This window comes from Luteimonas huabeiensis HB2 (assembly GCF_000559025.1).
GTDB lineage: Bacteria > Pseudomonadota > Gammaproteobacteria > Xanthomonadales > Xanthomonadaceae > Luteimonas > Luteimonas huabeiensis.
In genome coordinates this window covers 26,170-50,221 of sequence record NZ_JAAN01000006.1, presented here as the reverse complement: position 1 = coordinate 50,221, position 24,052 = coordinate 26,170, and the positions used below count along the sequence as shown (strand labels likewise).

Annotated in this window: 25 protein-coding genes; 13 read left to right on the top strand and 12 right to left on the bottom strand. The window is 73.8% G+C overall.

All coding sequences use genetic code 11. From position 1 onward, the window contains the following. Positions 1-54 precede the first annotated feature (54 nt). The 4 genes from Z164_RS0101740 (at position 55) to Z164_RS0101725 (ending at position 2,842) form a co-directional block, all read left to right on the top strand. Positions 55-432, top strand: a complete 378-nt coding sequence (locus Z164_RS0101740) for a PH domain-containing protein (protein ID WP_024889029.1) — start codon at positions 55-57, stop codon at positions 430-432. Next, entirely contained in the window at positions 429-1,652 is a 1,224-nt protein-coding gene (locus Z164_RS0101735) for a multifunctional CCA addition/repair protein (RefSeq protein ID WP_024889028.1), read from the top strand. Before Z164_RS0101740 ends, Z164_RS0101735 begins: the two co-directional genes overlap by 4 nt. A 12-nt stretch (positions 1,653-1,664) precedes the next feature. Beyond that, positions 1,665-1,955: a hypothetical protein gene (locus Z164_RS0101730; protein WP_024889027.1), complete on the top strand. Its 291-nt coding sequence runs from the start codon at positions 1,665-1,667 to the stop codon at positions 1,953-1,955. Between the two features lie 227 nt (positions 1,956-2,182). Further along, entirely contained in the window at positions 2,183-2,842 is a 660-nt protein-coding gene (locus Z164_RS0101725; RefSeq protein WP_024889026.1) for a peroxiredoxin family protein, read from the top strand. A gap of 176 nt (positions 2,843-3,018) precedes the next feature. Here the strand turns inward: Z164_RS0101725 and Z164_RS19745 are convergent, their stop codons facing one another. The 4 genes from Z164_RS19745 to Z164_RS0101705 form a co-directional block, all read right to left on the bottom strand. After that, positions 3,019-3,861 (bottom strand): DUF72 domain-containing protein, encoded by an 843-nt coding sequence (locus Z164_RS19745; protein WP_043688987.1) that lies wholly within the window; start codon positions 3,859-3,861, stop codon positions 3,019-3,021. 78 nt (positions 3,862-3,939) lie between these two features. Continuing rightward, positions 3,940-4,956 carry an aminoglycoside phosphotransferase family protein gene (locus Z164_RS19740; protein WP_052338325.1) on the bottom strand — a complete coding sequence of 339 codons (1,017 nt, stop codon included), beginning with the start codon at positions 4,954-4,956 and terminating at the stop codon, positions 3,940-3,942. Positions 4,957-5,148: 192 nt separating this feature from the next. Continuing rightward, positions 5,149-5,547, bottom strand: a complete 399-nt coding sequence (locus Z164_RS0101710) for a VanZ family protein (protein ID WP_024889025.1) — start codon at positions 5,545-5,547, stop codon at positions 5,149-5,151. Further along, the gene (locus Z164_RS0101705; protein WP_024889024.1) at positions 5,544-6,725 is read right to left on the bottom strand and encodes a class I SAM-dependent methyltransferase; all 1,182 of its coding nucleotides are present in this window, start codon (positions 6,723-6,725) and stop codon (positions 5,544-5,546) included. Before Z164_RS0101705 ends, Z164_RS0101710 begins: the two co-directional genes overlap by 4 nt. A gap of 105 nt (positions 6,726-6,830) precedes the next feature. Here Z164_RS0101705 and Z164_RS0101700 point away from each other — a divergent pair, with 105 nt between their 5' ends. Next, positions 6,831-7,580, top strand: a complete 750-nt coding sequence (locus Z164_RS0101700; RefSeq protein WP_024889023.1) for a pteridine reductase — start codon at positions 6,831-6,833, stop codon at positions 7,578-7,580. A 125-nt stretch (positions 7,581-7,705) separates the two neighbouring features. On the opposite strand, the gene Z164_RS0101695 is transcribed toward Z164_RS0101700, so the two are convergent. The 5 genes from Z164_RS0101695 to tsaD form a co-directional block, all read right to left on the bottom strand. Beyond that, positions 7,706-8,533 (bottom strand): DUF6159 family protein, encoded by an 828-nt coding sequence (locus Z164_RS0101695; protein WP_024889022.1) that lies wholly within the window; start codon positions 8,531-8,533, stop codon positions 7,706-7,708. A 124-nt stretch (positions 8,534-8,657) separates the two neighbouring features. Further along, positions 8,658-9,146, bottom strand: coding sequence for a 2-amino-4-hydroxy-6-hydroxymethyldihydropteridine diphosphokinase (folK, locus tag Z164_RS0101690; RefSeq protein ID WP_024889021.1), 489 nt, complete (start codon positions 9,144-9,146; stop codon positions 8,658-8,660). A gap of 73 nt (positions 9,147-9,219) precedes the next feature. Next, positions 9,220-10,515 (bottom strand): mechanosensitive ion channel family protein, encoded by a 1,296-nt coding sequence (locus tag Z164_RS0101685; protein WP_024889020.1) that lies wholly within the window; start codon positions 10,513-10,515, stop codon positions 9,220-9,222. A gap of 55 nt (positions 10,516-10,570) precedes the next feature. Next, positions 10,571-10,927: a dihydroneopterin aldolase gene (gene folB / locus Z164_RS19735; RefSeq protein ID WP_043688968.1), complete on the bottom strand. Its 357-nt coding sequence runs from the start codon at positions 10,925-10,927 to the stop codon at positions 10,571-10,573. Positions 10,928-11,020: 93 nt separating this feature from the next. Beyond that, complete coding sequence (gene tsaD / locus Z164_RS19730; protein WP_043688966.1) at positions 11,021-12,064, bottom strand: tRNA (adenosine(37)-N6)-threonylcarbamoyltransferase complex transferase subunit TsaD; 1,044 nt, start codon at positions 12,062-12,064, stop codon at positions 11,021-11,023. Positions 12,065-12,254: 190 nt separating this feature from the next. Between tsaD and rpsU the strand changes: the two genes are divergently transcribed. From rpsU to Z164_RS0101635, 8 genes are all read left to right on the top strand, one after another. Then, positions 12,255-12,470 carry a 30S ribosomal protein S21 gene (gene rpsU, locus Z164_RS0101670; protein WP_024889019.1) on the top strand — a complete coding sequence of 72 codons (216 nt, stop codon included), beginning with the start codon at positions 12,255-12,257 and terminating at the stop codon, positions 12,468-12,470. 157 nt (positions 12,471-12,627) lie between these two features. After that, positions 12,628-13,074, top strand: coding sequence for a GatB/YqeY domain-containing protein (locus Z164_RS0101665; protein ID WP_024889018.1), 447 nt, complete (start codon positions 12,628-12,630; stop codon positions 13,072-13,074). 94 nt (positions 13,075-13,168) lie between these two features. Then, positions 13,169-14,146: a YihY/virulence factor BrkB family protein gene (locus Z164_RS0101660; RefSeq protein ID WP_024889017.1), complete on the top strand. Its 978-nt coding sequence runs from the start codon at positions 13,169-13,171 to the stop codon at positions 14,144-14,146. A 228-nt stretch (positions 14,147-14,374) separates the two neighbouring features. Further along, positions 14,375-16,117, top strand: a complete 1,743-nt coding sequence (gene dnaG / locus Z164_RS0101655; RefSeq protein ID WP_024889016.1) for a DNA primase — start codon at positions 14,375-14,377, stop codon at positions 16,115-16,117. Between the two features lie 262 nt (positions 16,118-16,379). Next, on the top strand, positions 16,380-16,928 hold the full coding sequence (locus Z164_RS0101650; protein ID WP_024889015.1) for a cytochrome b: 549 nt from the start codon (positions 16,380-16,382) through the stop codon (positions 16,926-16,928). A gap of 71 nt (positions 16,929-16,999) precedes the next feature. Then, positions 17,000-18,991, top strand: a complete 1,992-nt coding sequence (locus Z164_RS0101645) for a S9 family peptidase (protein ID WP_024889014.1) — start codon at positions 17,000-17,002, stop codon at positions 18,989-18,991. Positions 18,992-19,144: 153 nt separating this feature from the next. Beyond that, entirely contained in the window at positions 19,145-20,383 is a 1,239-nt protein-coding gene (locus Z164_RS0101640; protein WP_024889013.1) for a DNA/RNA non-specific endonuclease, read from the top strand. Next, positions 20,383-20,772: a hypothetical protein gene (locus tag Z164_RS0101635; RefSeq protein WP_024889012.1), complete on the top strand. Its 390-nt coding sequence runs from the start codon at positions 20,383-20,385 to the stop codon at positions 20,770-20,772. Before Z164_RS0101640 ends, Z164_RS0101635 begins: the two co-directional genes overlap by 1 nt. A gap of 43 nt (positions 20,773-20,815) precedes the next feature. Here the strand turns inward: Z164_RS0101635 and Z164_RS0101630 are convergent, their stop codons facing one another. The 3 genes from Z164_RS0101630 to Z164_RS0101620 are packed head-to-tail and all read right to left on the bottom strand — an operon-like array spanning position 20,816 to position 24,052. Then, positions 20,816-21,871 (bottom strand): acyltransferase family protein, encoded by a 1,056-nt coding sequence (locus tag Z164_RS0101630; RefSeq protein WP_024889011.1) that lies wholly within the window; start codon positions 21,869-21,871, stop codon positions 20,816-20,818. A gap of 1 nt (position 21,872) precedes the next feature. Continuing rightward, positions 21,873-23,009, bottom strand: a complete 1,137-nt coding sequence (nagA, locus tag Z164_RS0101625) for an N-acetylglucosamine-6-phosphate deacetylase (RefSeq protein WP_043688965.1) — start codon at positions 23,007-23,009, stop codon at positions 21,873-21,875. Further along, positions 23,009-24,052, bottom strand: a complete 1,044-nt coding sequence (locus Z164_RS0101620) for an SIS domain-containing protein (RefSeq protein ID WP_024889009.1) — start codon at positions 24,050-24,052, stop codon at positions 23,009-23,011. Before Z164_RS0101620 ends, nagA begins: the two co-directional genes overlap by 1 nt.

Sequence of the window (24,052 nt, the reverse complement as noted above, 5' to 3'; positions counted from 1 at the left end):
GCCGCGGCGCGTCATGTCCTAAGCTGTCGCCCTCCCCGACCGCGGAAGCCGCCCATGGGCCTGTTCGACGCACTGCTCGGCAACGCCAGCGACGCCGCCCCCGACGCGGTAGCGCGCGACCTCGCGCCGCTGCTGATCGAGGGCGAGCGCGTCGAGCGCGCGTTCGTGCTGTACCGCGACCTGGTGGTGTTCACCGACCGCCGCCTGCTGCTGATCGACAAGCAGGGCCTGACCGGCAGCAAGGTCGAGACCCACTGCATCCCCTACCGCAGCATCGTGTCGTTCTCCGTCGAGACCGCCGGCAGCTTCGACCTCGACGCCGAGCTGCGGCTGTGGCTGTCGGGGCGGCCGGCGCCGCTGGTGCGCAAGTTCGGCCGCAAGGTGGACGCGAGCGCGCTGCTGCGGCTGCTGGCCGCGCGCACCCTGGCATGAACGCGTACCTCGTCGGCGGCGCGGTGCGCGATCGCCTGCTCGGCCTGCCGCCGGGCGACCGCGACTACGTCGTGGTCGGCGCCACGCCGGAAGCGATGGAAGCCGCCGGCTACCGCCGCGTGGGCCGGGATTTCCCGGTGTTCCTGCATCCCGGCACCGGCGAGGAATACGCGCTCGCGCGCACCGAGCGCAAGAGCGGGCGCGGCCATCGCGGCTTCGTCGTGCACGCCGATCCCTCGGTGACGCTGGAGCAGGACCTGGCGCGGCGCGACTTCACCATCAACGCCATCGCCGAGGACGCGCAGGGCCGGCTGGTCGATCCCTTCGGCGGCGCGGCCGACCTCGACGCGCGCGTGCTGCGCCACGTCGGCGCCGCCTTCGCCGAGGACCCGCTGCGGGTGCTGCGCGCGGCCCGCTTCATGGCGCGGCTGGCGCCGCTGGGCTTCCGCGTGGCCGACGAGACCCGGGCGCTGATGCGCGCGATGGCCGAGAGCGGCGAACTGGCCGAACTGACGCCGGAGCGGGTCTGGCAGGAGCTGGCGCGCGCGCTGGCCGCGGCGCGGCCCTCGGCCTTCCTGCGCACCCTGCGCGAGGCCGGCGCCCTGGCCGCGGTGCTGCCGGAGGTGGACGCGCTGTACGGCGTGCCGCAGCGCGCGGAGTACCACCCCGAGATCGACACCGGCGCGCACGTCGAGATGGTCTGCGACATGGCCGCGACGCTGGCGCCCGGCGACGCGGTCATCGGCTTCGCCGCGCTGACCCACGACCTCGGCAAGGCGCTGACGCCGGCGCACCGGCTGCCGCGCCACGTCGGCCACGAACATGCCGGCCTCGCGCCGCTGGAGGCGTTGTGCGCGCGGCTGAAGGTGCCCGCCGCGCATCGCGAGCTGGCCGTCGTCGCCTGCCGCGAGCATCTCAACGTGCATCGCATCGCCGAGCTGCGCGCGGCCACCGTGCACGACCTGATCGCCCGCTGCGACGGCTTCCGCAAGCCCGCGCGCATCGGCCAGCTGGCCCTCGTCTGCGAGGCCGACAAGCGCGGCCGCCTCGGCCTGGCCGACGCGCCGTATCCGCAAGGCGACCTGCTGCGCCGCCTCCACGCCGCCGCGCTCGCCGTCGGCGCCCGCGACCTCGCCGCCGAGGGCCTGTCCGGCCCGGAGATCGGGCAGGCCCTGCGCCGGGCGCGGATCGCCGCCATCGACGCCGTCCCACGCCACTGACCGGAGACCTCCATGCGCATCGTGTCCGCCCTGCCGCTGCTGTTGCTCCTCGCCGCCTGCGCGCCCACGCCATCGGCCACGCCCGCCGCCGCCGCAATGCCCGCCGCCGCCGCAATGCCCGCCGGCGCCCCCATGCCCGGATCGGACCGCGATGCCCACGGCTGCATCGGCTCGGCCGGCTACGCCTGGTGCGAACGCACCGCGCAGTGCGAACGCCCCTGGGAACTGGCCGCGCGCGAGGGCCTGGAGAACGCGCCGGCAGCGATCGAGGCCTGGTGCCGCGCGCCGGCGGACCCGGGCTGACGGAGCCGGAACGCGCGTTCGCTCCATCCGACCGCCGTGCTACGCAAGGATTGCGATCGTCTGTGCAACGGCCGTATCCCCGGCGGCACCGTTGTTTCCGGAGCGGACGACACGCGTCGCGCCGGAGGAGCCGCATCGAGGGATCGCGAGCCGCGTCACGGAAACCACGCTACGGACATGCGATCTATGTCCGCATGGGGGAACGTCGCACGCCTTGGCTGCTCTGGATGCTGCTCGCGGCCGCGTCTGCGGTGATCGTTGCCCTCGTGCTGCAGAACCAGCGCCTGCAGCGCGCACACGACGCATTGTGGCGGGCCAGCGCTGCTCCCCGCGTGGGCGCCTGGCTGCCGACGCTGCCGCTTTCCGACCTCGCTGGGCGGCAGGCCGAACTCGGCGCCGGCGCGGGCACCATACGCTTGATGTACGTATTCGATCCGGACTGCCCGGTGTGCGAACGATCGCTGCCTGCGCTGCGCCCACTTCTCGAGCGCGCACGCATAGCAGGCATCGAACCTGTCGGCCTCTCGCGCGCGGAGCCCGCACGCCTGCAGCGCTACGTGCGCGAGCGCGCGCTCGACATCCCGATCTTCCGGTCCGACGCGCGCCACCATAGCCAACTCGGGGTGCGCGCAGTGCCTGCGGTCCTGCTCATCGACAGCGATGGACGCGTGCGTTTCTCGCACGCGGGCCTGGTCGATGCGACAGGCGTCCAGGAGATCCTGGCGGCGATCCTCTCCGAAGGGCGGAGCGGAGTCGCCTCGATGCAAGCGAAGGAGAGCGAAGATGAAAATCAACAAGAGCCGGATCGCCAAGGGTCTGCTGCTGGCGCTGGTGATGGGCGCGATGGGCGTAGGAGCGGCGCAGGCGCTGAGCTCCAACAGTCCTGAGCGCGTAGCCTGCCCCGAATACCCTGGGTGCGACTTCGGCGGAACGGAATTCTACTGTTGCGATCCCGTGTGAGGCCGCGACGGCGCCCGCCCGTCGGGCGCCGTCCTATCGCGGTACGGCCGCCGCAGGGCGTCGGGACAATATCCGGGGTACGGTCTATCCAGGCTTTCCCACCTTAGGCGGCGGGCGCTGCGCGCAGCCGCGCGTGCAGCGCCATCGCGGCGGCGGGGTTGCGCACCTTGCCGGCGCCGATGAAGTACACGAACACCTCGCGCGGGGCGGCGGGCGGCGGTGGCGATTCGACGTAGGGCAGGTCGGGCGGCGATTCGCCGCGCGCCCAGGCGCGGGCGCGCTCGGCCCAGGCGTCCAGTTCGCGGGCCGGGTAGCCGCTGGCCACGGTCTCGCGGCTGCGCATCAGGCGCGCGTAGACGAAGTCGCCGGTCGGGTCGGCGAACGAGGGGTAGTCGGGCGAATCGGTGAACACGGTGGGCAGGTTGTGGGCGCGCGCCAGGGCCAGGTACTCGGGACTGCGGAAACTGTCGTGGCGCACCTCCAGCACGTGGCGCAGCGGGGCGCCGGCCAGCGTGCGCGGCAGGCGGTCGAGGAAGCCGGCGAAGTCGTCGCGGTCGAACGCACGGCGCGGCCCGAACTGCCACAGGATCGGCCCCAGGCGGTCGCCCAGTTCGGCCAGGCCGCCCTCGACGAAGGCGCGCGCCTGCGGCGCCGCCTCCGCCAGTCGCTTCGCCTCGGCGATGCGCCGCGGCGCCTTCAGCGAGAACACGAAGCCGGGCGGCGTCTCTTCGCGCCAGCGCGCGTAGGTCTGCGGCTTCTGCGCGGCGTACCAGGTGCCGTTGATCTCGATCGCGGTCAGCCGGCGGCTGGCGTATTCGAGTTCGCGCTTCTGCACCAGGCCCGGCGGATAGAAGGCGCCGCCGCGCCACGGCGCATAGGTCCAGCCACCGATGCCGGTACGGATGCCGTCGACCGGCGACGGGGCGGAAGCGAACAGATCGTCCATCTGCATGTCCTCGGGCTGGCGCGCCGTCACCCTACCCTCGGGCGGCGCGCGGTCGGGTGAGCGGGCGCGCGAACGCGCTTACCCGGCCAACCGCGGGCGCACGTGGCGATCGAGCAGGCCGGCCAGCGGCGCCAGTTCGGGCAGGCCGGGCAACGCCTCGTCCAGGTAGCCCAGGAAACGCGGCGCGTCGCGCAGGTAGTGCGGCTTGCCGTCGCGGTGGTGCAGGCGGGCGAAGATGCCCAGGATCTTCAGGTGCCGCTGCGCGCCCATCAGCGCGGCATCGTGCAGGAAGCGCGCCAGCGCCGACACCGGCAATCCGGCCGCGCGGGCGCGCGCGTGGTAGTCGCGCAGCCAGGCGTCGGCGCGGTCGGCCGGCCAGGTGTGGAAGGCGTCGCGCAGCAGGCTGGCCGGGTCGTAGGCGATCGGGCCGCGCACCGCGTCCTGGAAGTCCAGCACGGCCACGCCGCCGTCCACCGGCATCAGGTTGCGCAGGATGTAGTCGCGGTGCACCAGCACCTGCGGCTGCGCCAGGGTGGCGGCCAGCACCCGCTCGCGCATCGCCTGCCATTCGGCGGCTTCGTCGGCGTCGAGCGCGACGCCCAGGTGGCGGCCCAGGAACCAGTCGTGGAACAGGCCCAGGTCGCGCTCGACCAGCGCGCGGCCGTAGTCGGGCAGCCATGCCGGCGGCTCGATCGCCTGCAGCCGCAGCAGTTGCTCGAAGGCCGCCGCCATCAGCGCGTCGGCATCGAGCCCGTCCAGCGCCTGCAGCGCGGTGCGCGCGCCCAGGTCCTCCAGCAGCAGGAAGCCGGCGGCCTCGTCGCGCGCCAGCACCGCCGGCACGCGCACGCCGTGCGCGGTCAGCAGCGCGTGCAGGCGCAGCCAGCCGGCCGCGTCCTCCAGGCCCGGCGGCGAATCCATGACGATGCGCGGGCCGGCCGCGGTGGCCGCGCGCCAGTAGCTACGGAAACCGGCGTCGGTCGAGGCGCGCTCCAGCGTCAGCGCGGGCTCGCCGGTGGCCGCGCGCGCCCAGGCCAGCCGCTGCGCGGCGCGGACGGCGTCCGGCAGGTGGGCGGCGATGGCGGGCGGCGGCAGCATGGGCGGTTCCGGCGGGACGAGGGCGCGCAGCGTAGCAAGCCCACGCGCTCAGAACCTGTTCACGATCTGTCGTGAGCGCAGTCAGATGGCGCGTGGCGGAGCGCAGGAAGCGCAATGTACGAGTGGTACATGAGCATTCCGAGCACCGCACGCGCGCCAGCTGGCAAGCGCAGCAAGATCGTGAACAGGTTTTCAGAAGCGGGCATCGAGGCGCAACAGCAGGTCGCGCCACGGCGTGAAGCGGGTGGCGAGCCCGGCCGCGACGCCGAGCGCGTTGGCCAGGGCGTCGAACGGATCGGCGGTGCGGGTGACGGTGAGCGCGCCCTGCGCGACCTCGAGGCCGGCGCCGAGCAGCGCCAGCCCGACGGCGGCGGCGGCGAGCGCGCGCCCGTGCGCGAACAATTGCACCGCGCAGGCCGAGAGCGTGCCGTAGGCCAGCAGGTGGCCGAGCTTGTCGCCGCCGTCCACCGGCGGCATCGGCGGCGGCGGCGCGAGCGAGAGCGCCACCACCGCGGCGATCGCCGCGCACCACAGGCCGACCCACAGCCGCGGCCGCCGCAGCGGCTTCAGCGCGCCGCCGCGCGCCGTCACAGCCGGTGGCTCAGGTCGCCGGCCAGGAACGCGTGCCCGAACTCCGTGTCGCGCGCGAAGCCCATCGCCTGGAAGCGCTCGCCCATGGCGTCGGGATGGGTCAGCGTCTTGACCTGCTGGCGCAGCGCGTAGCGCGCCGCCTCGTCCGGCGCGCGCGCCTCGTGCTCGGCCAGCCGCTGCGCCAGCCCATTGCCGATCAGGAAGCTGGCCTGGTTGCAGTAGCCGGCGAACTCGAAACCGGCGCCGGTGCCCGCCTCGGCCAGCGCGGTGAAGTCCACCGAGGCGGTGAGGTCCTGCAGGCCGGCATGGGCCAGCACGTCCTCGCGCAGCTGGTGGCGGCGGAAGGCGCGCAGGGTGCCGCCGGTGCGCTGCGGCAGGTAATACTCGCGGCGCGGATGGCCGTAGTCCACGAACAGCAGCGCCCCCGCCTGCAGGCCGCCGATCACCGCCTGCACCCAGTACGGCAGTTGCGGCAGCAGTTCCGAGCGGTAGCCGTCGGCGAACGGCGCATCGAGCTGGCGCTCGACGTGGCGCACCGCGGCGGCCAGCAGCGCGTCGGCGGGCCGGTCCACGATCGCGAAGGCGCCCTGCGCATCCAGCGCCACGTGCTCCTCGTACACCTCGCCCCCGCGCAGCGCGAAGCGCGGCGTGGGCAGGGCGTCGATCACCTCGTTGGCGAACAGCACCCCGCGCCAGCGCGTCTGCACCGGGCCGTCCAGCCACGCCACGCGATCGAACGCCGCCGGGGGCAGCCGGCGCTCGAGGTGCGCGCGCTGGCGCTCGCGCAGGTCGGCGCTGGGCTCGAGGATGGCGTAGCGCGCCGGCATCGCGTCGATCGCCAGCAGCCGCCCGATCGCATGCTCGGCGAAGCGGCCGCTGCCGCCGCCCAGTTCCACGAACCACGCGTCCTCGCCGATCCCGCGCAGCACCGGCGCGACCGCCTCGGCCACGCACTCGGCGAACAGCGCGCCGAGCTCCGGCGCGGTGACGAAATCGCCCTCGCGACCGAACTTGATCGCGCCGGCGCTGTAGTAGCCCAGCCCCGGCGCGTAGAGCGCCAGCTCCATGAAGCGCGAGAACGGGATCGCGCCGCCGGCGGCGCGGATCTCGTCGCGGATCAGCGCCTGCAGGCGCTCGCTGTGGGCCAGGGCGTCGGGGTCTTCGTGCGCAGTGGTCATGACGGGCGGTTCGTGGCGAGGCGCACAGGATACGACCGCGCGCGCCGCGGCCGGCGTGGCAGGATGGCCCCCGGCCCCGCGCCGGCCGCCTTCCCCGGAGACCGCATGCCCGATCCGAACGCCCGCCCCGCCCCCGTCGCCCTGGTCACCGGGTCCGCCCACCGCCTCGGCGCCGCGATCGCCGTGCGCCTGCACGGCGCCGGCTACGACCTCGCCCTGCACTACCGCACCCCGCGCCCCGAGTTCGACGCGCTGGTCGCAGCGCTGGAAGCCGCGCGCCCGGGCAGCACCCTGCGCCTGCAGGCGGAACTGGCCGAGTTCGACCGGCTGCCGGAACTGGTGGCGCGCACCATCGGCCGCTTCGGCCGCCTCGACGCGCTGGTCAACAACGCCTCATCCTATTTCGCCACCCCGATCGGCGAGGCCACCCCGGACGACTGGGACCGGCTGTTCGCCAGCAACGCGCGCGCGCCGTTCTTCCTCGCCCAGGCCGCCGCTCCGCACCTGCGCGCCGCGCGCGGGGCGATCGTCAACATGACCGACATCTACGCCCGCCGGCCGCGCCCCGGGCACGCCCTGTACTGCATGGCCAAGGCCGCGCTGGAGGCCGCGACCCGCTCGCTGGCGCTCGATCTGGCGCCGGAGGTGCGGGTGAACGCGGTCGCCCCCGGCGCCATCCTCTGGGGCGAGGACGAGGACGACCCGCAGCGCCAGCAGCGCATGCTGGCCGGCACCCCGCTCGCGCGCACCGGCACCCCCGAGGAGATCGCCAGCGCCGTGCTCTGGCTGCTGCGCGACGCCACCTACGTGACCGGCGAGAGCCTGCGCGTGGACGGCGGGCGGCTGGTGGGGTGAGGCAGGGGCCAGGGGCCAGGGGGGGCCAGGGGCCAGGGAAAGGCTAAACCGGCGCGACCGGAAAGCAACGCGCTTTTCGGCTTTTTTTCGCTTTTCCCTGGCCTCTGGCCTCTGGCCTCTGGCCCCTACCCAACGAACGCCCCTTCCAGCGCCGCGGGCGGGAACCCCGCCGGCGCCTGCCGCGTCGTGGCGTAGCGGTACAGCACCGCCGAGTACACGCCGGCGAGCGCGGACTGCAGCACGCCCAGCAGCAGCACCGCGATCGCGAACAGCCCGCCGACCAGGATCGCCAGGCCCAGCCAGGCCTGCGCGGCCAGCACCGTCAGGCCGATGCCGGCCAGCACGGTGGCGGCGGTGAGCAGGCCGAAGGCGGCGCCGATGCCGACGTTGCCGATCGCGTTCTCGCCCCAGGTGCGCTTGAGCAGGCGCACGCTCTCCTTCAGCGCGTCGATCGGACCGATCCGCCGGCTCACCAGCACGGGCACCACCAGGAAGGTCGCCAGCGTCCACGCCGCGCCCAGCAGCGCGCCGAACAGGCGCACCAGGACGCTGCCCTCGCGGTTGCGCAGCGTCTGCAGCAGCACGCCCGCCGTGGCCGCGATCGCGGCGTAGCCGAGGATCGCCGGCAGCCGCGCCCGGGCCGCGCGCAGGCCGTCGGCCAGGGTCGGATCGCCGCCCTCCAGGCGGATCGTGGCCGCGGCCACCAGCGCGCAGTTGAAGAACACGATCACGCCGTACTGGCAGAAGTAGAACGCGAAGGCCGCCACCGCCAGCGCCGGGGTGAACCCGTGCGAGAAGCCGCCCAGCAGCGACATCGGCAGCACGAAGCTGGCCGTCACCACCAGCGCGCACATGCCCGAGATCACCGGGAACAGCAGCAGTTCCTTGTCGGAGCGCAACACCCCCGCGCTGGCCTTCGCCAGCGCCCAGCTGCGCGAGAACTTCCCGTGCATAGCCCACCCCCTGTCGTCGACGCGCGGATCGTGCGCCCGGCGCAGCGCGCCCTCAAGCGCCGGAAGTCACTTCTCGACGGGCGGCGGGGAGCCGATGTGACCGGCCGGGCCGGCGAGCGCGCGTTCAGGCGGGGACCGCCACCTCGTCCATCGCCACCGCCCGCTCCTCCGAGTCGGCCCACAGCGCGGCCAGGGTGCGGCCGCTGCGCGGCTCGACGATCTCCGGCGCGATCTCGGCCAGCGGCCGCAGCACGAAGGCGTGCCGCAGCTCCGGGCGCGGCAGCCGGAAGCGACCCGGCCCTTCCACGATCAGGTCGTCGAACAGCACGATGTCGATGTCCAGGGTCCGGTTGCCGTAGCGCGGGCCGCTGCGGTCGCGGCCGTGGGCGTCCTCCAGCGCGTGCAGCCAGGCGTCGAGCGCGTGCACGTCGAGTTCGGTGGCGATCACCGCCGCGGCATTGACGAAGTCGGGCCCCTCGAAGCCGACCGCGCGGGTGCGATAGAAGGCCGACACCCGCACCGCGCCGAAGCGCTCGCGCAGGGCCCGCAGCGCCGCGCCCAGGTGATGCTCCGGCTCGAGGTTGCTGCCGAGACTGAGGCAGGCGGTATGCATGGCGCGCTCCGGTGGGGGCGCCATGATCGCGCATGGCGGGCGCCGGCGCGAGACGGGCGCGCGCCCGGCGGGCTCAGCCGGGCTCCCCCGCCCCGGGCGCGGGCTCCGGCCCCGGGCGCGGCCCCTCCACCCGGCGCAGGTTGACGTCCAGCGGCGCGTCGCTGGCGCGCTGGAACACGCGCAGCCCGAACTCCGGCAGGATCGCCAGCAGGTGGTCGAAGATGTCGGACTGGATGCCCTCGTACACCGCCCAGCGGGTGTCGGCGGTGAAGCAGTAGATCTCCAGCGGCAGGCCGTGCTCGGTCGGCTGCAGCTGGCGCACCAGCAGGGTCAGCGCCTGGTTGATGCCGGCGTGGTGGCGCAGGTACTGCTCGACGTAGGCGCGGAAGGTGCCGAGGTTGGTGACCCGGCGGTGGTTGACCGGCTCGGCGCCGCGCGCGGCCAGTTCCGCGTTCCATTCGCGCAGCTCGCGATCCTTGCGGTCGAGGTACTCGTCGAGCAGGTTGAAGCGGCGGAAGCGCGCGATCTCGTCCGGCCCGAAGAAGCGCACGCTGCGCTGGTCGAGATAGAGCGCGCGCTTGATCCGGCGGCCGCCGCCCTCGGACATCTGCCGCCAGTTCTTGAACGAATCGCTGACCAGCTTCTTGGTCGGCACCGTGGTCACCGTGCGGTCCCAGTTGCGCACGGTCACCGTGTGCAGGGCGATGTCGATGACGTCGCCGTCGGCGTTCTGGCTCGGCATCTCGATCCAGTCGCCGATGCGCACGCGGCCGTCGTTGCTGATCTGCACGCTGGCCACCAGCGACAGGATGGTGTCCTGGAAGATCAGCATCAGCACCGCGGTCATCGCGCCCAGGCCGGTGATGATGTGCAGGAACTCGGCGCCGATCAGGGTGGCCACCACCGAGATGCCGACCAGCACGAACATCACGATCTTGACCACCTGCACGTAGCCCTTGATCGGCTTGTCGCGCGCGTCGGGCCGGCGCTCGTAGTGGCGGTTGAGCGCGTCGAGCAGGCGCGAGACCGCCAGCGCGATGGTCACCACCACGAACGCCTGGCACAGCGCCTTGACCACGGTCACCAGCTGCGGCGGCAGGTCCGGCACCATCGAGACGCCGGCCGAGATCACCAGCGCGGGCACCACGTTGGCCAGCCGCGGCACGACCTGCAACCGCACGGCGTGGTCGTGCTGCGCGCCGCCCATCGGCATGGCCCGCAGCACGCGCTCCAGGCCGCGCAGCAGCACCCGCTTGGTCAGCCAGTTGGCCAGCCACGCCGCCAGCAGCAGCCCAGCGACCACGATGGCCGTGTAGGCCCACGGAAAGGGCGCGAGTGATTCGCGCATGCGTTCGAGCTGGTCCTGCATCCGGGGTCTCCTGCGGTCGGCGCGCCGCGGCCGCGGCGCGGCGCCGGGCCCGCGCTCAGGCCCGGCGGCTGCGTTCGATGATCACGCCGACCGCGCGCGCGCCGCGCACCGCACCCGGCTTGCTGAGCTTCAATCGTAACCAATCGACGCCGAACTCATCGATCACCAGCGCCGCGCAGCGCTCGGCGAGCGTCTCCACCAGCCCGAAGTCCGACGCCTGCACATAGGCGATCAGGCGCTTGCTCACCGCCTTGTAGTCCAGCGTGTCGGCGATGTCGTCGCTGGCCGCCGGCACGCGGTTGTCGAAGCCCATCTCCAGGTCGAACACCAGCGGCTGCCGGATCCGCCGTTCCCAGTCGTAGATGCCGATCAGCGCCTCGATCTCGAGGCCTTCGATGAAGACTTTGTCCATGGGGCGGGAATCGGAAACGGGAGTCGGCGTGCATTTTCCCCGAGTTGGGGACGCGTTGCCCGCGCATCCGGAAAACGCGCTCCGCCCTCGCTGCTACGCCAACGGCGGCAGCGACGCCATGTCCCACCGCGGCACCGCGCGCACGGCCGCGTCGTCGTGCTGGCCGGCCTGCAGGCGCAGGGCGCCGGCGAAGGCGATCATCGCGCCGTTGTCGGTGCACAGCGCCGGACGCGGGAAGCAGGCGCGCCCGCCGCGGCGGGCGGCCATCGCCTGCAGGCGCTCGCGCAGGCGGCGATTGGCGCCGACGCCGCCGGCCACGATCAGGGTGTCGCTGCCGGCCGCGTCCAGCGCGCGCTCGCACTTGATCGCCAGCGTCTCCACCACCGCGTCCTCGAAGCCGCGGGCGATGTCGGCGCGGGTCGCTTCGCTCTGGTCGCTGTCGCGCCAGGCCAGCAGCACCTGGGTCTTCAGGCCGCTGAAGCTGAAATCGAGCCCAGGCCGATCGATCATCGGCCGCGCGAACCGGTAAGCGCCCGGGGTGCCGCGCTCGGCCAGCGCGGCCAGCTGCGGGCCGCCGGGGTACGGCAGGCCCATCAGCTTGGCGGTCTTGTCGAAGGCCTCGCCGGCGGCGTCGTCCAGGGTCTCGCCGAGCAGGCGGTAGCGGCCGATCGCCTCCACCGCGACCAACTGGGTGTGGCCGCCGGAGACCAGCAGGGCCACGAACGGCGGGGCCGGCCGGCCATGGACGGGATCGCCGTCCTCGATCAGCGGCGCCAGCAGGTGGCCTTCCATGTGGTGCACCCCGATCGCGGGCACGTCCAGCGCCCAGGCCAGCGCGCGGCCGACCCCGGCGCCTACCAGCAGCGCGCCGACCAGGCCCGGCCCGGCGGTGTAGGCCACGCCGTCGAGATCGGCCGGGGCCAGCCCGGCCTCGGCCAGGGTCTGCCGGACCAGCGGCACCAGCTTGCGCACGTGGTCGCGGCTGGCCAGTTCCGGCACCACCCCGCCGTACTCGGCGTGCAGCGCGATCTGGCTGTAGAGCGCCTGCGCGCGCAGCGCCGCCGCCCCGCGCAGGGCGGTGTCGTAGACGGCGACGCCGGTCTCGTCGCAGGAGGTTTCGATGCCGAGGACGCGCATGGGCGGGGAAGGGCCTGTCGGGGAGCGGGGGGACGGCCCGCCGGAGCGGCCGGAACGGCGCGGTTGCGCGGACGCGGGCGTCGCCGGTATCATACGCGGCTCCCCGGGCGGGCGGTGCGCTGGAGGCGCCTCGCGGATGTCCGGTCCGCACGGCTCGAAGCCTGCGGATTACCCACTTCCAGAGAGTCCTATGCCCAGCGTCAAAGTCCGCGAAAACGAGCCGTTCGAGTTTGCCCTGCGCCGCTTCAAGCGCACCTGCGAGAAGGCCGGCGTGCTGGCCGAGACCCGCAAGCGCGAGTACTACGAGAAGCCGACCCAGGAGCGCAAGCGCAAGGCCGCCGCCGCGGTGAAGCGTCAGGCCCGCCGGGTCTCGCGCGACGTCACCAAGCGCCAGCGCCTGTACTGAGGCATCCGGCCCGCCGGCCGCCGCGCGCCCAGCGCGCGCGCCGGGGCCCGATCGAGAAGCCGGCACGCGCGAGCGTGGCCGGCTTTTCTGCGTCCCGCCGCCGCACTCTCCCCCTTCCCCGCCGGGCCCCGCCCGAGCGCGCTACCCGGAGCATCCCATGAGCCTGAAGCAGCGACTCACCGACGACATGAAGGCCGCCATGAAGGGCGGCGACAAGGACACCCTGGGCGTGATCCGGCTGATCAACGCCGCGATCAAGCAGCGCGAGGTCGACGAGCGCATCGAACTCGACGACGCCGCGGTGCTGGCCGTGCTCGACAAGATGGTCAAGCAGCGCCGCGATTCGGTCGCCCAGTACGAGGCCGCCGCGCGCGAGGACCTGGCCGCGGTGGAGCGGGCGGAGATCGCGGTGATCGAACGCTACCTGCCCGAGAAGCTGGGCGAGGCCGAGATCCTGGCCGCGATCGATGCCGCGGTGGCCGAGACCGGCGCCGCCGGCCCCGCCGACATGGGCAAGCTGATGGGCGTGCTGAAGCCGCGGCTGGCCGGGCAGGCCGACATGGGCCAGGTCTCGGCGCTGGTCAAGCGGCGACTGGCCGGCTGAGCCGCCGCCGACGACGGCGGCGCTGCGCGGCAACTCACTGCCCGGCCACACCGGTCTGGCATCCTGTCGCCCGTCGCCGCCGCCCCCGGACGCCATGCCGAAGCCGCCCGCCAAGTTCAAGCGCCTGCTCGATCGCCTCCAGCACAGCCTGCCGTTCGCGCTGGGCAAGCGCTTCGTCGAGATCGACCTGCTCACCCACGCCGCCTCGCTGTCGTTCTTCGCCCTGCTGTCGCTGGCGCCGCTGCTGATCCTGCTGCTCTGGGTGGCCGCCTCGCTGTATCCGACCGCCCAGGAGGAACTGCTCGGGCAGATCGGCAGCCTGGCCGGCCCGAGCGCGCAGGAGGTGGCCACCACCATCCTGCGCAACGCCAGCGACCGGCCCGACGTGGGCTCGCTGGCCGGGCTGTGGAGCACCCTGCTGCTGTTCGTCGGCGCGACCACGATCTTCGCCCGCCTGCAGAGCACGCTGAACCTGATCTTCCACACCAGCGGGCAGACGCTCGGCGGCATCGTCGCGTTCCTGCGCAAGCGGGTGTTCTCCTTCGGCGTGGTGCTGGCGCTGGGCTTCCTGGTGATCGTGTCGACGGTGCTGTCGGCGGCGATCGAATGGATCTTCGCCGGCGTGCCCAGCCTGCTGCCGATGGTCGGCATCGGCGTCTCGCTGCTGATCTACGCGCTGGCCTTCAGCCTGCTCTACCACTACGTGCCCGATCGCCGGGTGCGCTGGCAGCAGGCCTTTCTGGGCGGCCTGATCACCGCGGCGCTGTTCATGCTCGGGCGCTGGGCGATCGGGGTCTACATCGCCCAGGCCGCGCCCGGCAGCGCCTACGGCTCGATGGGCACGCTGGTGATCCTGCTGGTGTGGATGTACTACGCGGCGATGGTGTTCTTCGTCGGCGCGCTGATCACCGCGGTCATCGACGAACGCGCGCAGATCCGCTGCGGCGAGATGCCCGCCGACCCGAGCGAGGCGCCGGAGACCGCGCCGGACGCCGGGCAGGTGTTCCCCCCGACCCTGGCGGTCGATCCCGAGGCGCCGCGCGCGGCGCCGGGGCCCGCCGACCGGCCCTAGGCGGGCGACATCCTGCTTTTCCCTTCCCCCGCAAGCGGGGGCCATCTTGTTTTTCCCTGCGGGAGAAGGGACGATATGCACCCGCTTGCGGGAGAAGGAGCGATACGCCCCGCTTGCGGGAGAGGACAAGATGGGCCCGCTTGCGGCAGAAGAGACCGCTCCGGCGCTGCAGGTCGAATGTCGATCCGCCCCAGCAGCGCGCGCCGGGCCGACCGCTACACTAGCCCGATGGCCCGCATCCCCGACGCCTTCATCGACGACCTGCTGGCGCGCACCGACATCGTCGAGGTGGTGGGCGCCCGCGTGCCGCTCAAGCGCAAGGGCAAGGAGTACGCCGCGCCCTGCCCGTTCCACGACGAGCGCACGCCCTCGTTCTACGTCTCCCCGACCAAGCAGTTCTACCACTGCTTCGGCTGCGGCGCGCACGGCACCGCGATCAGCTTCCTGATGAACTACGACCGCCTCGAGTTTCTCGACGCGGTGGAGGAGCTGGCGCGCGCGGCCAACATGGAGGTGCCGCGCGAGAACCGCCAGCGCGCGCCCGACAACGACACCCGCGGCGTCTACGAGGCGCTGGACGCCGCCGCGCGCTTCTACCGCCAGCAACTGGCCGGCAGCGGCAAGGCGCAGGACTATCTCGACCGCCGCGGCGTGGACGCCGAGATCCGCGAGCTGTTCGCGATCGGCTACGCGCCGGAAGGCTATTCCGGGCTCAAGGATGCGCTGGGCACCGACGAGCGGCGGCTGAAGCTGCTGGAACGCGCCGGCCTGCTGTCGAAGAACGACCGCGGCCACAGCTACGACAAGTTCCGCGACCGGGTCATGTTCCCCATCGCCGACCGCCGCGGGCGCACCATCGCCTTCGGCGGCCGCGTGCTCGGCGCCGACGACGGCCCCAAGTACCTCAACTCCCCCGAGACCGCGCTGTTCCACAAGGGCCGCGAGCTGTACGGCCTGTGGCAGGTGCGGCAGGCGCAGCAGAAGATCGCGCGGCTGATCGTGGTGGAGGGCTACATGGACGTGATCGCGCTGTTCCAGCACGGGCTGCGCGAGGCGGTCGCCACGCTGGGCACCGCCACCACCGCCGACCACGCCGAGCTGCTGTTCCGCAATGCGCCCGACGTGGTGTTCTGCTTCGACGGCGATGCCGCCGGGCGGCGCGCGGCGACCAAGGCGATGGAATCGGTGCTGCCGCGCATGCGCGACGGCCGCCAGGCCTTCTTCCTGTTCCTGCCCGACGGCGAGGACCCCGATTCCCTGGTGCGCGCCGAGGGCGCGGCCGGCTTCGAGGCGCGCCTGCGCGAGGCCACTCCGCTGTCGCAGTTCTTCTTCGACCATTTCGCCGAAGGCGTGAACCTGGGCACGCTCGACGGCAAGGCGCGCCTGGCCGAGCGCACCCAGCCGCTGCTGGCGCAGATCCCGGACGGCGCCTTCGCCGACCTGATGCGGCAGCGCCTGACCGAGCTCACCGGCGTCGGCGCGCGCGCGGCCGCGCCCCCCGCCCAGGCGCCGGCGCAACGCAACGCCCGCAGCGGCCGCGGCGGGCCCGCACCCAAGCGCAGCCTGGTCCGCACCGCGATCACCCTGCTGTTGCAGAAGCCCGCGCTGGCGCTGGAGGCGCCCGCCGACGGCGGCTTCGCCCTGCTGCGCCAGCCCGGCGTGCCGCTGCTGGCCGAACTCATCGCCATCGTGCAGGCGCGCCCGGACATCAGCACCGGCGCCGTGCTCGAGCATTTCGCCGGGCGCGAGGAAGCCGACGCCCTCAACAAGCTCGCCGCGGTCAGCCTGCCCGGCGACGAGGCCGCCTGGCGCGGCGAGTTCCTGGACGCCCTGGACCGGCTCGTCGAGCAGACCCGGCGCCAGCGCGTGGACGAACTGCAGGCCAAGCAGCGCGAAGGCACGCTCGACGCCGTCGACAAGGCAGAGCTGCGCGACCTGCTGACCGTGCTGGCGCGACCGCGCACCGCCTGAACCCCGCGGAGCCGGATCCGGCCGCGCGGCGGCGATATCCCCACGCACGACCGGCCTCGCCGCGACGCCGGCATCCTCCATCGGCCCCGGATCGGCTCCCCGGTCCCGGCGATGCGCGAACAGGCGCCGGCGCGTCGGCCGGGCCGCCGGCGGCCCGGCCAGCCGTCGCAGCGCGTTTGACAATCCGCCCGCGAGCCGCTGAACTGCCGGCTCCGGCCGCGCGTTCAGCCGCGCCGGCGCCGCCCACAGGATCCGCCCCCGCATGACCTCCCGCTGGCTCGACACCCCCGGCCGCTACGGCCTGGTCACCCGGCTCCTGCACTGGGGCATGGCCGCGCTGTTCGCGTGGCAGTTCGCCGGCATGGCGATCAAGATCCTGGTCGGCCGGCATCCGCTGACCGCCTTCATGGTCGGCACGCACAAGCCGGTCGGCACCGTGCTCATGCTGCTGATCCTGCTGCGCGGCGCCTGGGGCCTGTCGCAATGGCGGCGGCGGCCCGCCCACCCGGGCACGCTGCTGGGCCGCGCCGCCGCGGCCGGCCATGCGCTGCTCTATGCGCTGATGCTCTACGTGCCCAGCGTGGCGCTGCTGCGCGAGTACGGCTCCGGCGAGGGCTTCGCGCCGTTCGGCATCCCGCTGCTGCCCGCGACCGGGCAGGAAGTCGCCTGGATGCTGGCCCCCGCCGACGCCTCCCACGGCCTGCTGGCCTGGACGCTGCTGGCGCTGGTCGTGGGCCACGTGCTGATGGTGCTCATGCACCACTGGTGGTGGCGCGACGACACCCTGGCGCGGATGACCGGGCGGCTGTAGCGTCGTCGCGCACCGCCATGCCGGCGGCGCGCTGGGTTAGGCTCGGGGCCCGTCCCCGAGGAACTGCCGCCATGCGCCGCCTGCGCCTGCTCGCCCTCCTGCCCGCGCTGGCCTGCGCCGCCGCCCTGGCCCAGCCCGCTCCCGACGCGCCCGAGCGCCAGCGCGAAGGCAACCGCATCAGCGAGCACGTGCCGGAGATCCCGGCCGAACTGCGCGCGCGCCTCAACCGTTACCAGAACACCCGCGGCGCCAGCGTCGCCGGCTGGACCCGCGACGGCTGCCTGCTGATCTCGACGCGCTTCGCCGAGACCGCCCAGGCGCACCGCGTCTGCGAGCCGCTGGGCATGCGCGAGCAGCTCACTTTCGAGCCCGAGCGCATCGCCATCGGCGGCATCGCGCCGGCGCGCTTCGGCCTGGACGGCTTCCTCTACGCCCAGGACCAGGGCGGCGACGAGTTCTGGCAGATCCACTGGTACGACCTGGCCACCCGCCAGACCCATCGCCTCACCCCGGGCGGGCGCACCCGCAACCAGGGCGGGCTGTTCTCGCGCGACGGCCGCCGCGTGGCGTGGAGCAGCACCGCGCGCAACGGCACCGATACCGACGTGTGGGTGATGGACTTCTCCAGCCGCCAGACGCGCGCGATGGTGACCGAGGGCGGCGACTGGCGCGCGCTGGACTTCTCGCCCGACGGGCGCCGGCTGCTGGTCTCGCGGTACGTCTCCATCAACGAGTCCTACCCCGGCGAAGTGGACCTGGCCACCGGCGAACTGACGCTGTTCCCGGTCGAGGGCGGCAAGGCGGCCTTCGGCGACTTCCGCTACGCGCCAGACGGCGAGGCCGTGTTCTACGTTTCCGACGAGCCGGTCGAGGGCCGGCCGCAGGAATTCCGCACCCTGCGCCTGCGCCGGCCCGGCAGCGCGCCGACGATCGTCAGCCGCGACGTGCCCTGGGACGTCGGCGCGTTCGAGATCGCCGGCGACGGCCGGCACCTGGCCTACGTCGCCAACGAGGACGGCGTCTCGCGCCTGCACCTGCTGCGCCTGCCGGACCTGGCGCCGGTCGCGGTACCGCAACTGCCGGTCGGCGTGCTGGGCGGGCTGCGCTTCTCGCCCGACGGCAACCGGCTGGCGCTGACCCTCAACACCGCCACCTCGCCTTCCGACGCCTACGTCATCGACGTCGGCACCGATCGCCTGGAGCGCTGGACGCGCAGCGAGGTCGGCGGCCTGGACACCGCGAAGTTCGTCGAGCCCACCCTGGTGCGCTTCCCGACCTTCGACACCGTCGACGGCGCGCCGCGCACGGTGCCGGCGTTCTACTACCGGCCGGCGGGTCCGGCGCCGGCGGGCGGCTGGCCGGTGGTGATCGACATCCACGGCGGCCCGGAGGGCCAGGCGCGCCCGGTCTTCAGCCCGAACGTGCAGTTCCTGGTCAACGAACTGGGCGCGGCCGTGCTGCTGCCCAACGTGCGCGGCTCGTCGGGATACGGCCGCACCTACCTGCAGCTCGACAACGGGCCGCTGCGCGAGGACTCGGTCAAGGACATCGGTGCGCTGCTGGACTGGGTGGCGCAGCAGCCGGAGCTCGACGCCGGGCGCGTCGGCGTGACCGGCGGCAGCTACGGCGGCTACATGGTGCTCGCCTCGCTGATGCACTACAGCGACCGGCTGCGCGCCGGCATCGACATCGTCGGCATCTCCCACTTCGGCACCTTCCTGCGCAACACCGAAAGCTACCGCCGCGACCTGCGGCGCGCCGAGTACGGCGACGAGCGCGACCCGGAAATGGCCGCCTTCTTCGACCGCATCTCGCCGCTGACCAACGCCCAGCGCATCCGCGCGCCGCTGTTCGTGGCCCAGGGCCGCAACGACCCGCGGGTGCCCTACACCGAGGCCGAGCAGATCGTGAAAGCCGTGCGCGGCAACGGCCAGCCGGTGTGGTTCCTGATGTTCGACGACGAGGGCCACGGCTTCTCGAAGAAGTCCAACAGCGACCACTTCGGCGCCGCCGCCGTGCTGTTCTGGCAGCGCTACCTGCTCGGCGGGGCGGACGGCGGCTGAGCGCGCCCGGAATCGGCCGCCGCGGCGCATATCGACGTGACCGGACGATGACATTCCGGCGCCCGGCAACATGGGGTTTGCCCCGATAGGCGGCGCCGGATCGTGCCGATACGGTAGGCGCACCGGCGTTCCGCCGCCGCTGTGCCCGCGCCCATGAGCTTCGCACTCCCCCGGCAGGAGAACTTCCCGCCCCCGGACTGGAACCGGCCGTTCGCGGCGCTGCGCGCCGCGGCCGCGGACGCCGGCTTCGACCCGCCGATCCTGCAAGCCGACCCGGCCGAGGTCCGCTTCGAGGCGGACATGCAGTCGGTGCGCATCGGCGAGGAGACGACCCAGCACCGGCGCACCCGCTTCGAGGCCAGCGCCGAGATCGCCGTCGGCGCGCCGGGCGGGCACGCGCAGGCGCCCACGACCGCGCGATACCGCGTGGACATGCCCGCCACCGCCGCCACGCCCGAGGCGATGCGCGCGATCAACCCGTTCGACCCGGACACCCTCCCCGCCGGCGCCACCGTGCGCCTGGACGGCGGCGACTACGCCGGCACCCCGTTCGAGGCCGCGTTCGCCGAGATCGCCCGCGCCAACGAGGTGCCGCTCGACCGGCTCGCGCTGACCATCGGCCGCACCCGCGAAGGCGAGATCCGGGTGATGTCCGGGCCCGCCTCCATCTTCGACGCCCCCACCGAGCACGGCCCGGCCTCGCAACCGCTCGACCGCGAGGACTTCAGCCAGCACACCGTGCTGTTCGACGACCCGGGCAGCCGCGACCAGCGCGCCGCCTTCAACGCGCTGTTGCTGACCGGCACGCAGCCCGATGCCGCCGTCGCCCTGCGCGAGGACGTCTCCGCCGGCCGGGTGGACGCCACCATCACCGAAGTCGGCTCCGGCGAGACCAACGAAGTCACCTGGACCTTCGACGCCGAGGGCCGCCCCACCGGCGCCGAAGCCACGCTCACCTGGGAGCCCAGCAGCGCCGGGCGCGACTCCGACGCGGTCGAGAACGCCGCGCAATCGCAGTTCCGCACCGACCACGGGCTGAAGGGCAGCGGCGACCACGTCGGCCACATGCTCGCCTACCGCTTCGTCAACGGCCACGGCCCGATCAACATGTTCCCGCAGCAGGGCGGCTTCAACACCGGGCCCTATGCGCGCATCGAGCAGGAATGGGCCGACTGGCTGGCCCAGGGCATGGAAGTGCGCCTGAGCATCGAACTCGCGCCCGAGGGCCAGCAGCGCCCCGACCAGGTGCGGCTGGACTACGAGGTGATCGACCCCGACCGCCAGGCCATCGTCTATGATCCCGCGCTGACCGTGTTCGACAACGAGGCCGGCCAGGTGTACGAGCGCATCGCCCGCAACGACATGCCCGGCATGATCGAGAACGCCAGCTGATGACCGCCCCGGACCGCGACGCCCTGGTCCACGCGATCGGGCGCACCATCGTCGCCGACCCCGCCGCCGCCGACGGCGACTGGGACGGCTACGCCCTGATCGCCGACTACACCAGCGGCAGCCGCCGCCTGTCCGGCTTCCGCTACCGCGACGGCGAAGCGCCCCGCCCCGCCACCCCGCGCGCCCCCGCGCTCGAATCCGCCCTCGACGCCCTGCGCGAAGCCACCCGCACCGAAGGCAAGGCCCCCTGGAGCGTGTGCATCGTGCGCATCCAGCGCGCCACCGCCAAGGTCGCGCTCGAGTTCGCCTACGACGCCGATGCCGCGCAGTGGCACGTCACCCCCGCCCGCCTGGGCGAGATCGCGGAGCGGGCGCGGCCGCGGGGGTAGCGATCCGGTCCGCTCGCGCACCCGCGCGCGCCTGCTGAAGCCCTCAGATCTTCACCACCCACCCGCGCCGGTCCATCCACCACACCACGCACCACCAGGCGCCGACGAAGGCGACGGCGAACGCGAGCGAAGCGGCTTTCGGACCTGCGAGCGGTACGAGCCAGGCGCCGATGCCGCGGGCATACAGCGGCTGCCAGGCGCCGGCGGCGATGAGCAGCAGGACGCAGGCGATGGAGCCAGCGTAGGCGACGATGGCGTTGAGGCCGAAGCGCCGGCCCAGCGGCGGCCAGCCGAGGCGATCGATGAGCAGGTGCGCGGCGGCCAGGGCCCACAGCGCCCAGCCGCCGGTCCACAGCGCGTAGGCGGACGTCCACAGGTGCTTGTTGACCGGCTGCCAGGCGCCGAGCGCGGCACCGGCGAGCAACGCGCAGGCGCCCGCGATCCAGAGCGGGCGCACGCGGCCGCTGCGCAGCCAGTCGCCGGCGCGCACGCCGAGCAGGGTCGTTGCGAGCGCGCCGGCGGTGGACAGCAGCCCCTCGGGGTCGTGCCCGAGCCCGGTCGCGGGGTCGTAGCGGTACAGCCAGGGCGCGAACAATGCGGCGTCGAGGCGGCTGGCGGGGTTGGTCCACGGCGCGGTGCCGCCGATCGCCAGCACCGCGGCGTAGGCGACCAGCAGCCCGGCGATCAGCATCCACTGCGCGCGGGGGTGCAGCCAGAGAGCGGCTGCGCCGGCCAGCGCGAAGCACAGGCCGATCCGCTGCAGCACGCCCCAGGGGCGGAAGTGCGCCAGGTCCAGCGCCCACCATGCCAGCACGTGCAGGGCCAGCCCGAGCGCGACGATGCGCGCGGCGCGCGCGAGCACGCCGCGCAGCAGCGCGCGCCGCCGGGCGGGCTCGGCCGCGCGCGGGGCGACGCCCAGCGCCAGCGAGACGCCGACCACGAACAGGAAGAACGGGAACACCAGGTCGGCGAACGTGCAGCCGTTCCACTCGGCGTGCAACAGGGGCGCATAGACGTGGTCCCAGTCGCCCGGCGTGTTGACCAGCAGCATCGCCGCCACCGTGCAGCCGCGCAGGGCGTCGACCGAGGCGTAGCGCACGCTAACCGCGCGCGCCGCCGATCCAGGTGGCGACAACGCCGAGCGCGTCGTCGAGCAGGACCAGATCGGCGCGGCCGCCGGCTGCGATGCGGCCGTAGCGGTCGTCGATGCCGAGGCACTGCGCCGGGTACAGCGAGGCCATGCGCGCGGCTTCCTCAAGCGGCAGGCCGAGCATGCGCACCGCGTTGCGCACCGCGGTGGCCATGTCGAGCGCCGATCCGGCCAGCGCGCCGGCGGCGTTGCGGACCACGCCGTCCACCGCGGTGATGGTCTCGCCGTAGAGGACGTAGCGCGGGTCGTCGGCGCCGACCGGGGGCATCGCGTCGGTGACCAGGAAGACCTTGCCGCGCGGCTTGGCGGCCAGCGCCACGCGCAGGCTGGCCGGATGCACGTGCACGCCATCGACGATGATCCCGCACCAGCTGTCGCGGTCCTCCAGCGCCGCGCCGACCGCGCCGGGCTCGCGCCCCTGCAGCGGGCTCATGGCGTTGTAGAGGTGGGTGAAGCCGCGCACGCCGGCCTCCAGCCCGGCGCGGATGTCCTCGTAGCTGCCGGCGGTGTGCCCGGCGAACACGATCGCGCCGCGCGCCACGAACGCGCGGATCGCATCGGCCGGCACCCGTTCCGGCGCCAGGGTGATCAGGGTGGGGCCGTTGTCGAGCGAGGTCGCCAGCGCGATCTCGCCGGCATCGGGCACGCGGAACTTGGTGGCGTCGTGGGTGCCCTTGCGCGCGGGCGCGAGGTACGGGCCTTCGAGGTGGATGCCCAGCACGCCGGGCGCGCCGGCGGCGATCGCCGCGCGCACCGCGGCCACCGCGCGGCGCATGGTCTCGAGATCGTCGCTGATCAGCGTGGGCAGCAGCGCGGTGGTGCCGAAGCGGCGGTGCGCGCGCGCGATCGCCGCCACCGCGTCCGCGTCGGGCGCGTTGTTGAACAGCACCCCGCCGCCGCCGTTGACCTGCAGGTCGATGAAGCCGGGCAGCAGCACGCCGCCGCCCAGGTCCACGCGCTCGGCCGCACGCACGCGCGGATGGTCGTCGGGCAGCACCGCCTCGATCCGCCCGCCCGCGACCAGCACGGCATGGCCGTCGAGAAAACCGTCGTCGCCCAGGATGCGGACGTTGCCGAGCGCCTGCATCAGACCGTCTCCGTGACCTTGCGCAGGTGCGGCGGCCGGTCCGGGTCGTGTCCGCGCGCGCGCGACAGCGCCTCCACCGCGCGATAGAAGCCCTGCGCGGCCAAGAGCGGCGCGCAGGCCGGGTGCATGGCGGTGGGCACCGGCAGGTCGCCGCCTTCGCCGGCGATCCACACCCGCGCGCCGCGCTCGCCGAACTCCCGCGCCAGCGCCAGGGTGCCGGCGCCGGTCTCGTCGGGCTGCGCGAAGACCAGCACCGGGAAGCCCGGGCCGACCAGCGCCATCGGCCCGTGCCTGACCTCGGCCGCGCTGTACGCCTCGGCGTGCAGGCCGCAGGTTTCCTTGAACTTCAGCGCGGCCTCCTGCGCCACCCCGAGCCCCAGCCCGCGCCCGAGCACGAACAGGTTGCGCGACGCGCGCAGGCCCTCGACCAGCGGCGACCAGTCCTGCGCCCAGGCGGCGCGCAGCGCGTCGGGCAGGCCGTCGAGCGCGCGCAGCAGGGCCGCGTCGTCCTTCCACAACGCCACCAGCTGCAGCAGCGCCGACAGCGAGGCGATGTAGCTCTTGGTCGCCGCGACGCTGCGCTCCGGCCCCGCGCACAGCGCAACCACGGTATCGGCCAGCGCGGCCAGCGGCGCATCCTCGGCGTTGACGAGGGCGACGACGTGGGCGCCGGCCGCGCGCGCGGCCTCGGCGTTGCGCAGCAGGTCCGGGCTGCGGCCGGATTGCGAGATCGCGACGAACAAGGCGTCGCGCAGGTGCAGCCGCGCCGCATAGACCGAGCCCACCGAGGGCGAGATGGAGACGGTGGCACGGCCGAGCTGGGTCTCGAACAGGTACTTGCCGTAGGTGGCGGCGTGATCCGAGCTGCCGCGCGCGCAGGTGGCCACGAACGCCGGCGGGCGCTCGCGCAGGCGCGCGGCCAGCGCCGCCAGCGTGGCGGCGTTGCGCTCGAGCTGCGCGGCGACCACGTCGGCGGCCTGCGCCGCCTCGCGGAACATCCAGCTGGCGCCGGCGGAAGAAGGATCGGGCGGGGCGGCCTGCAT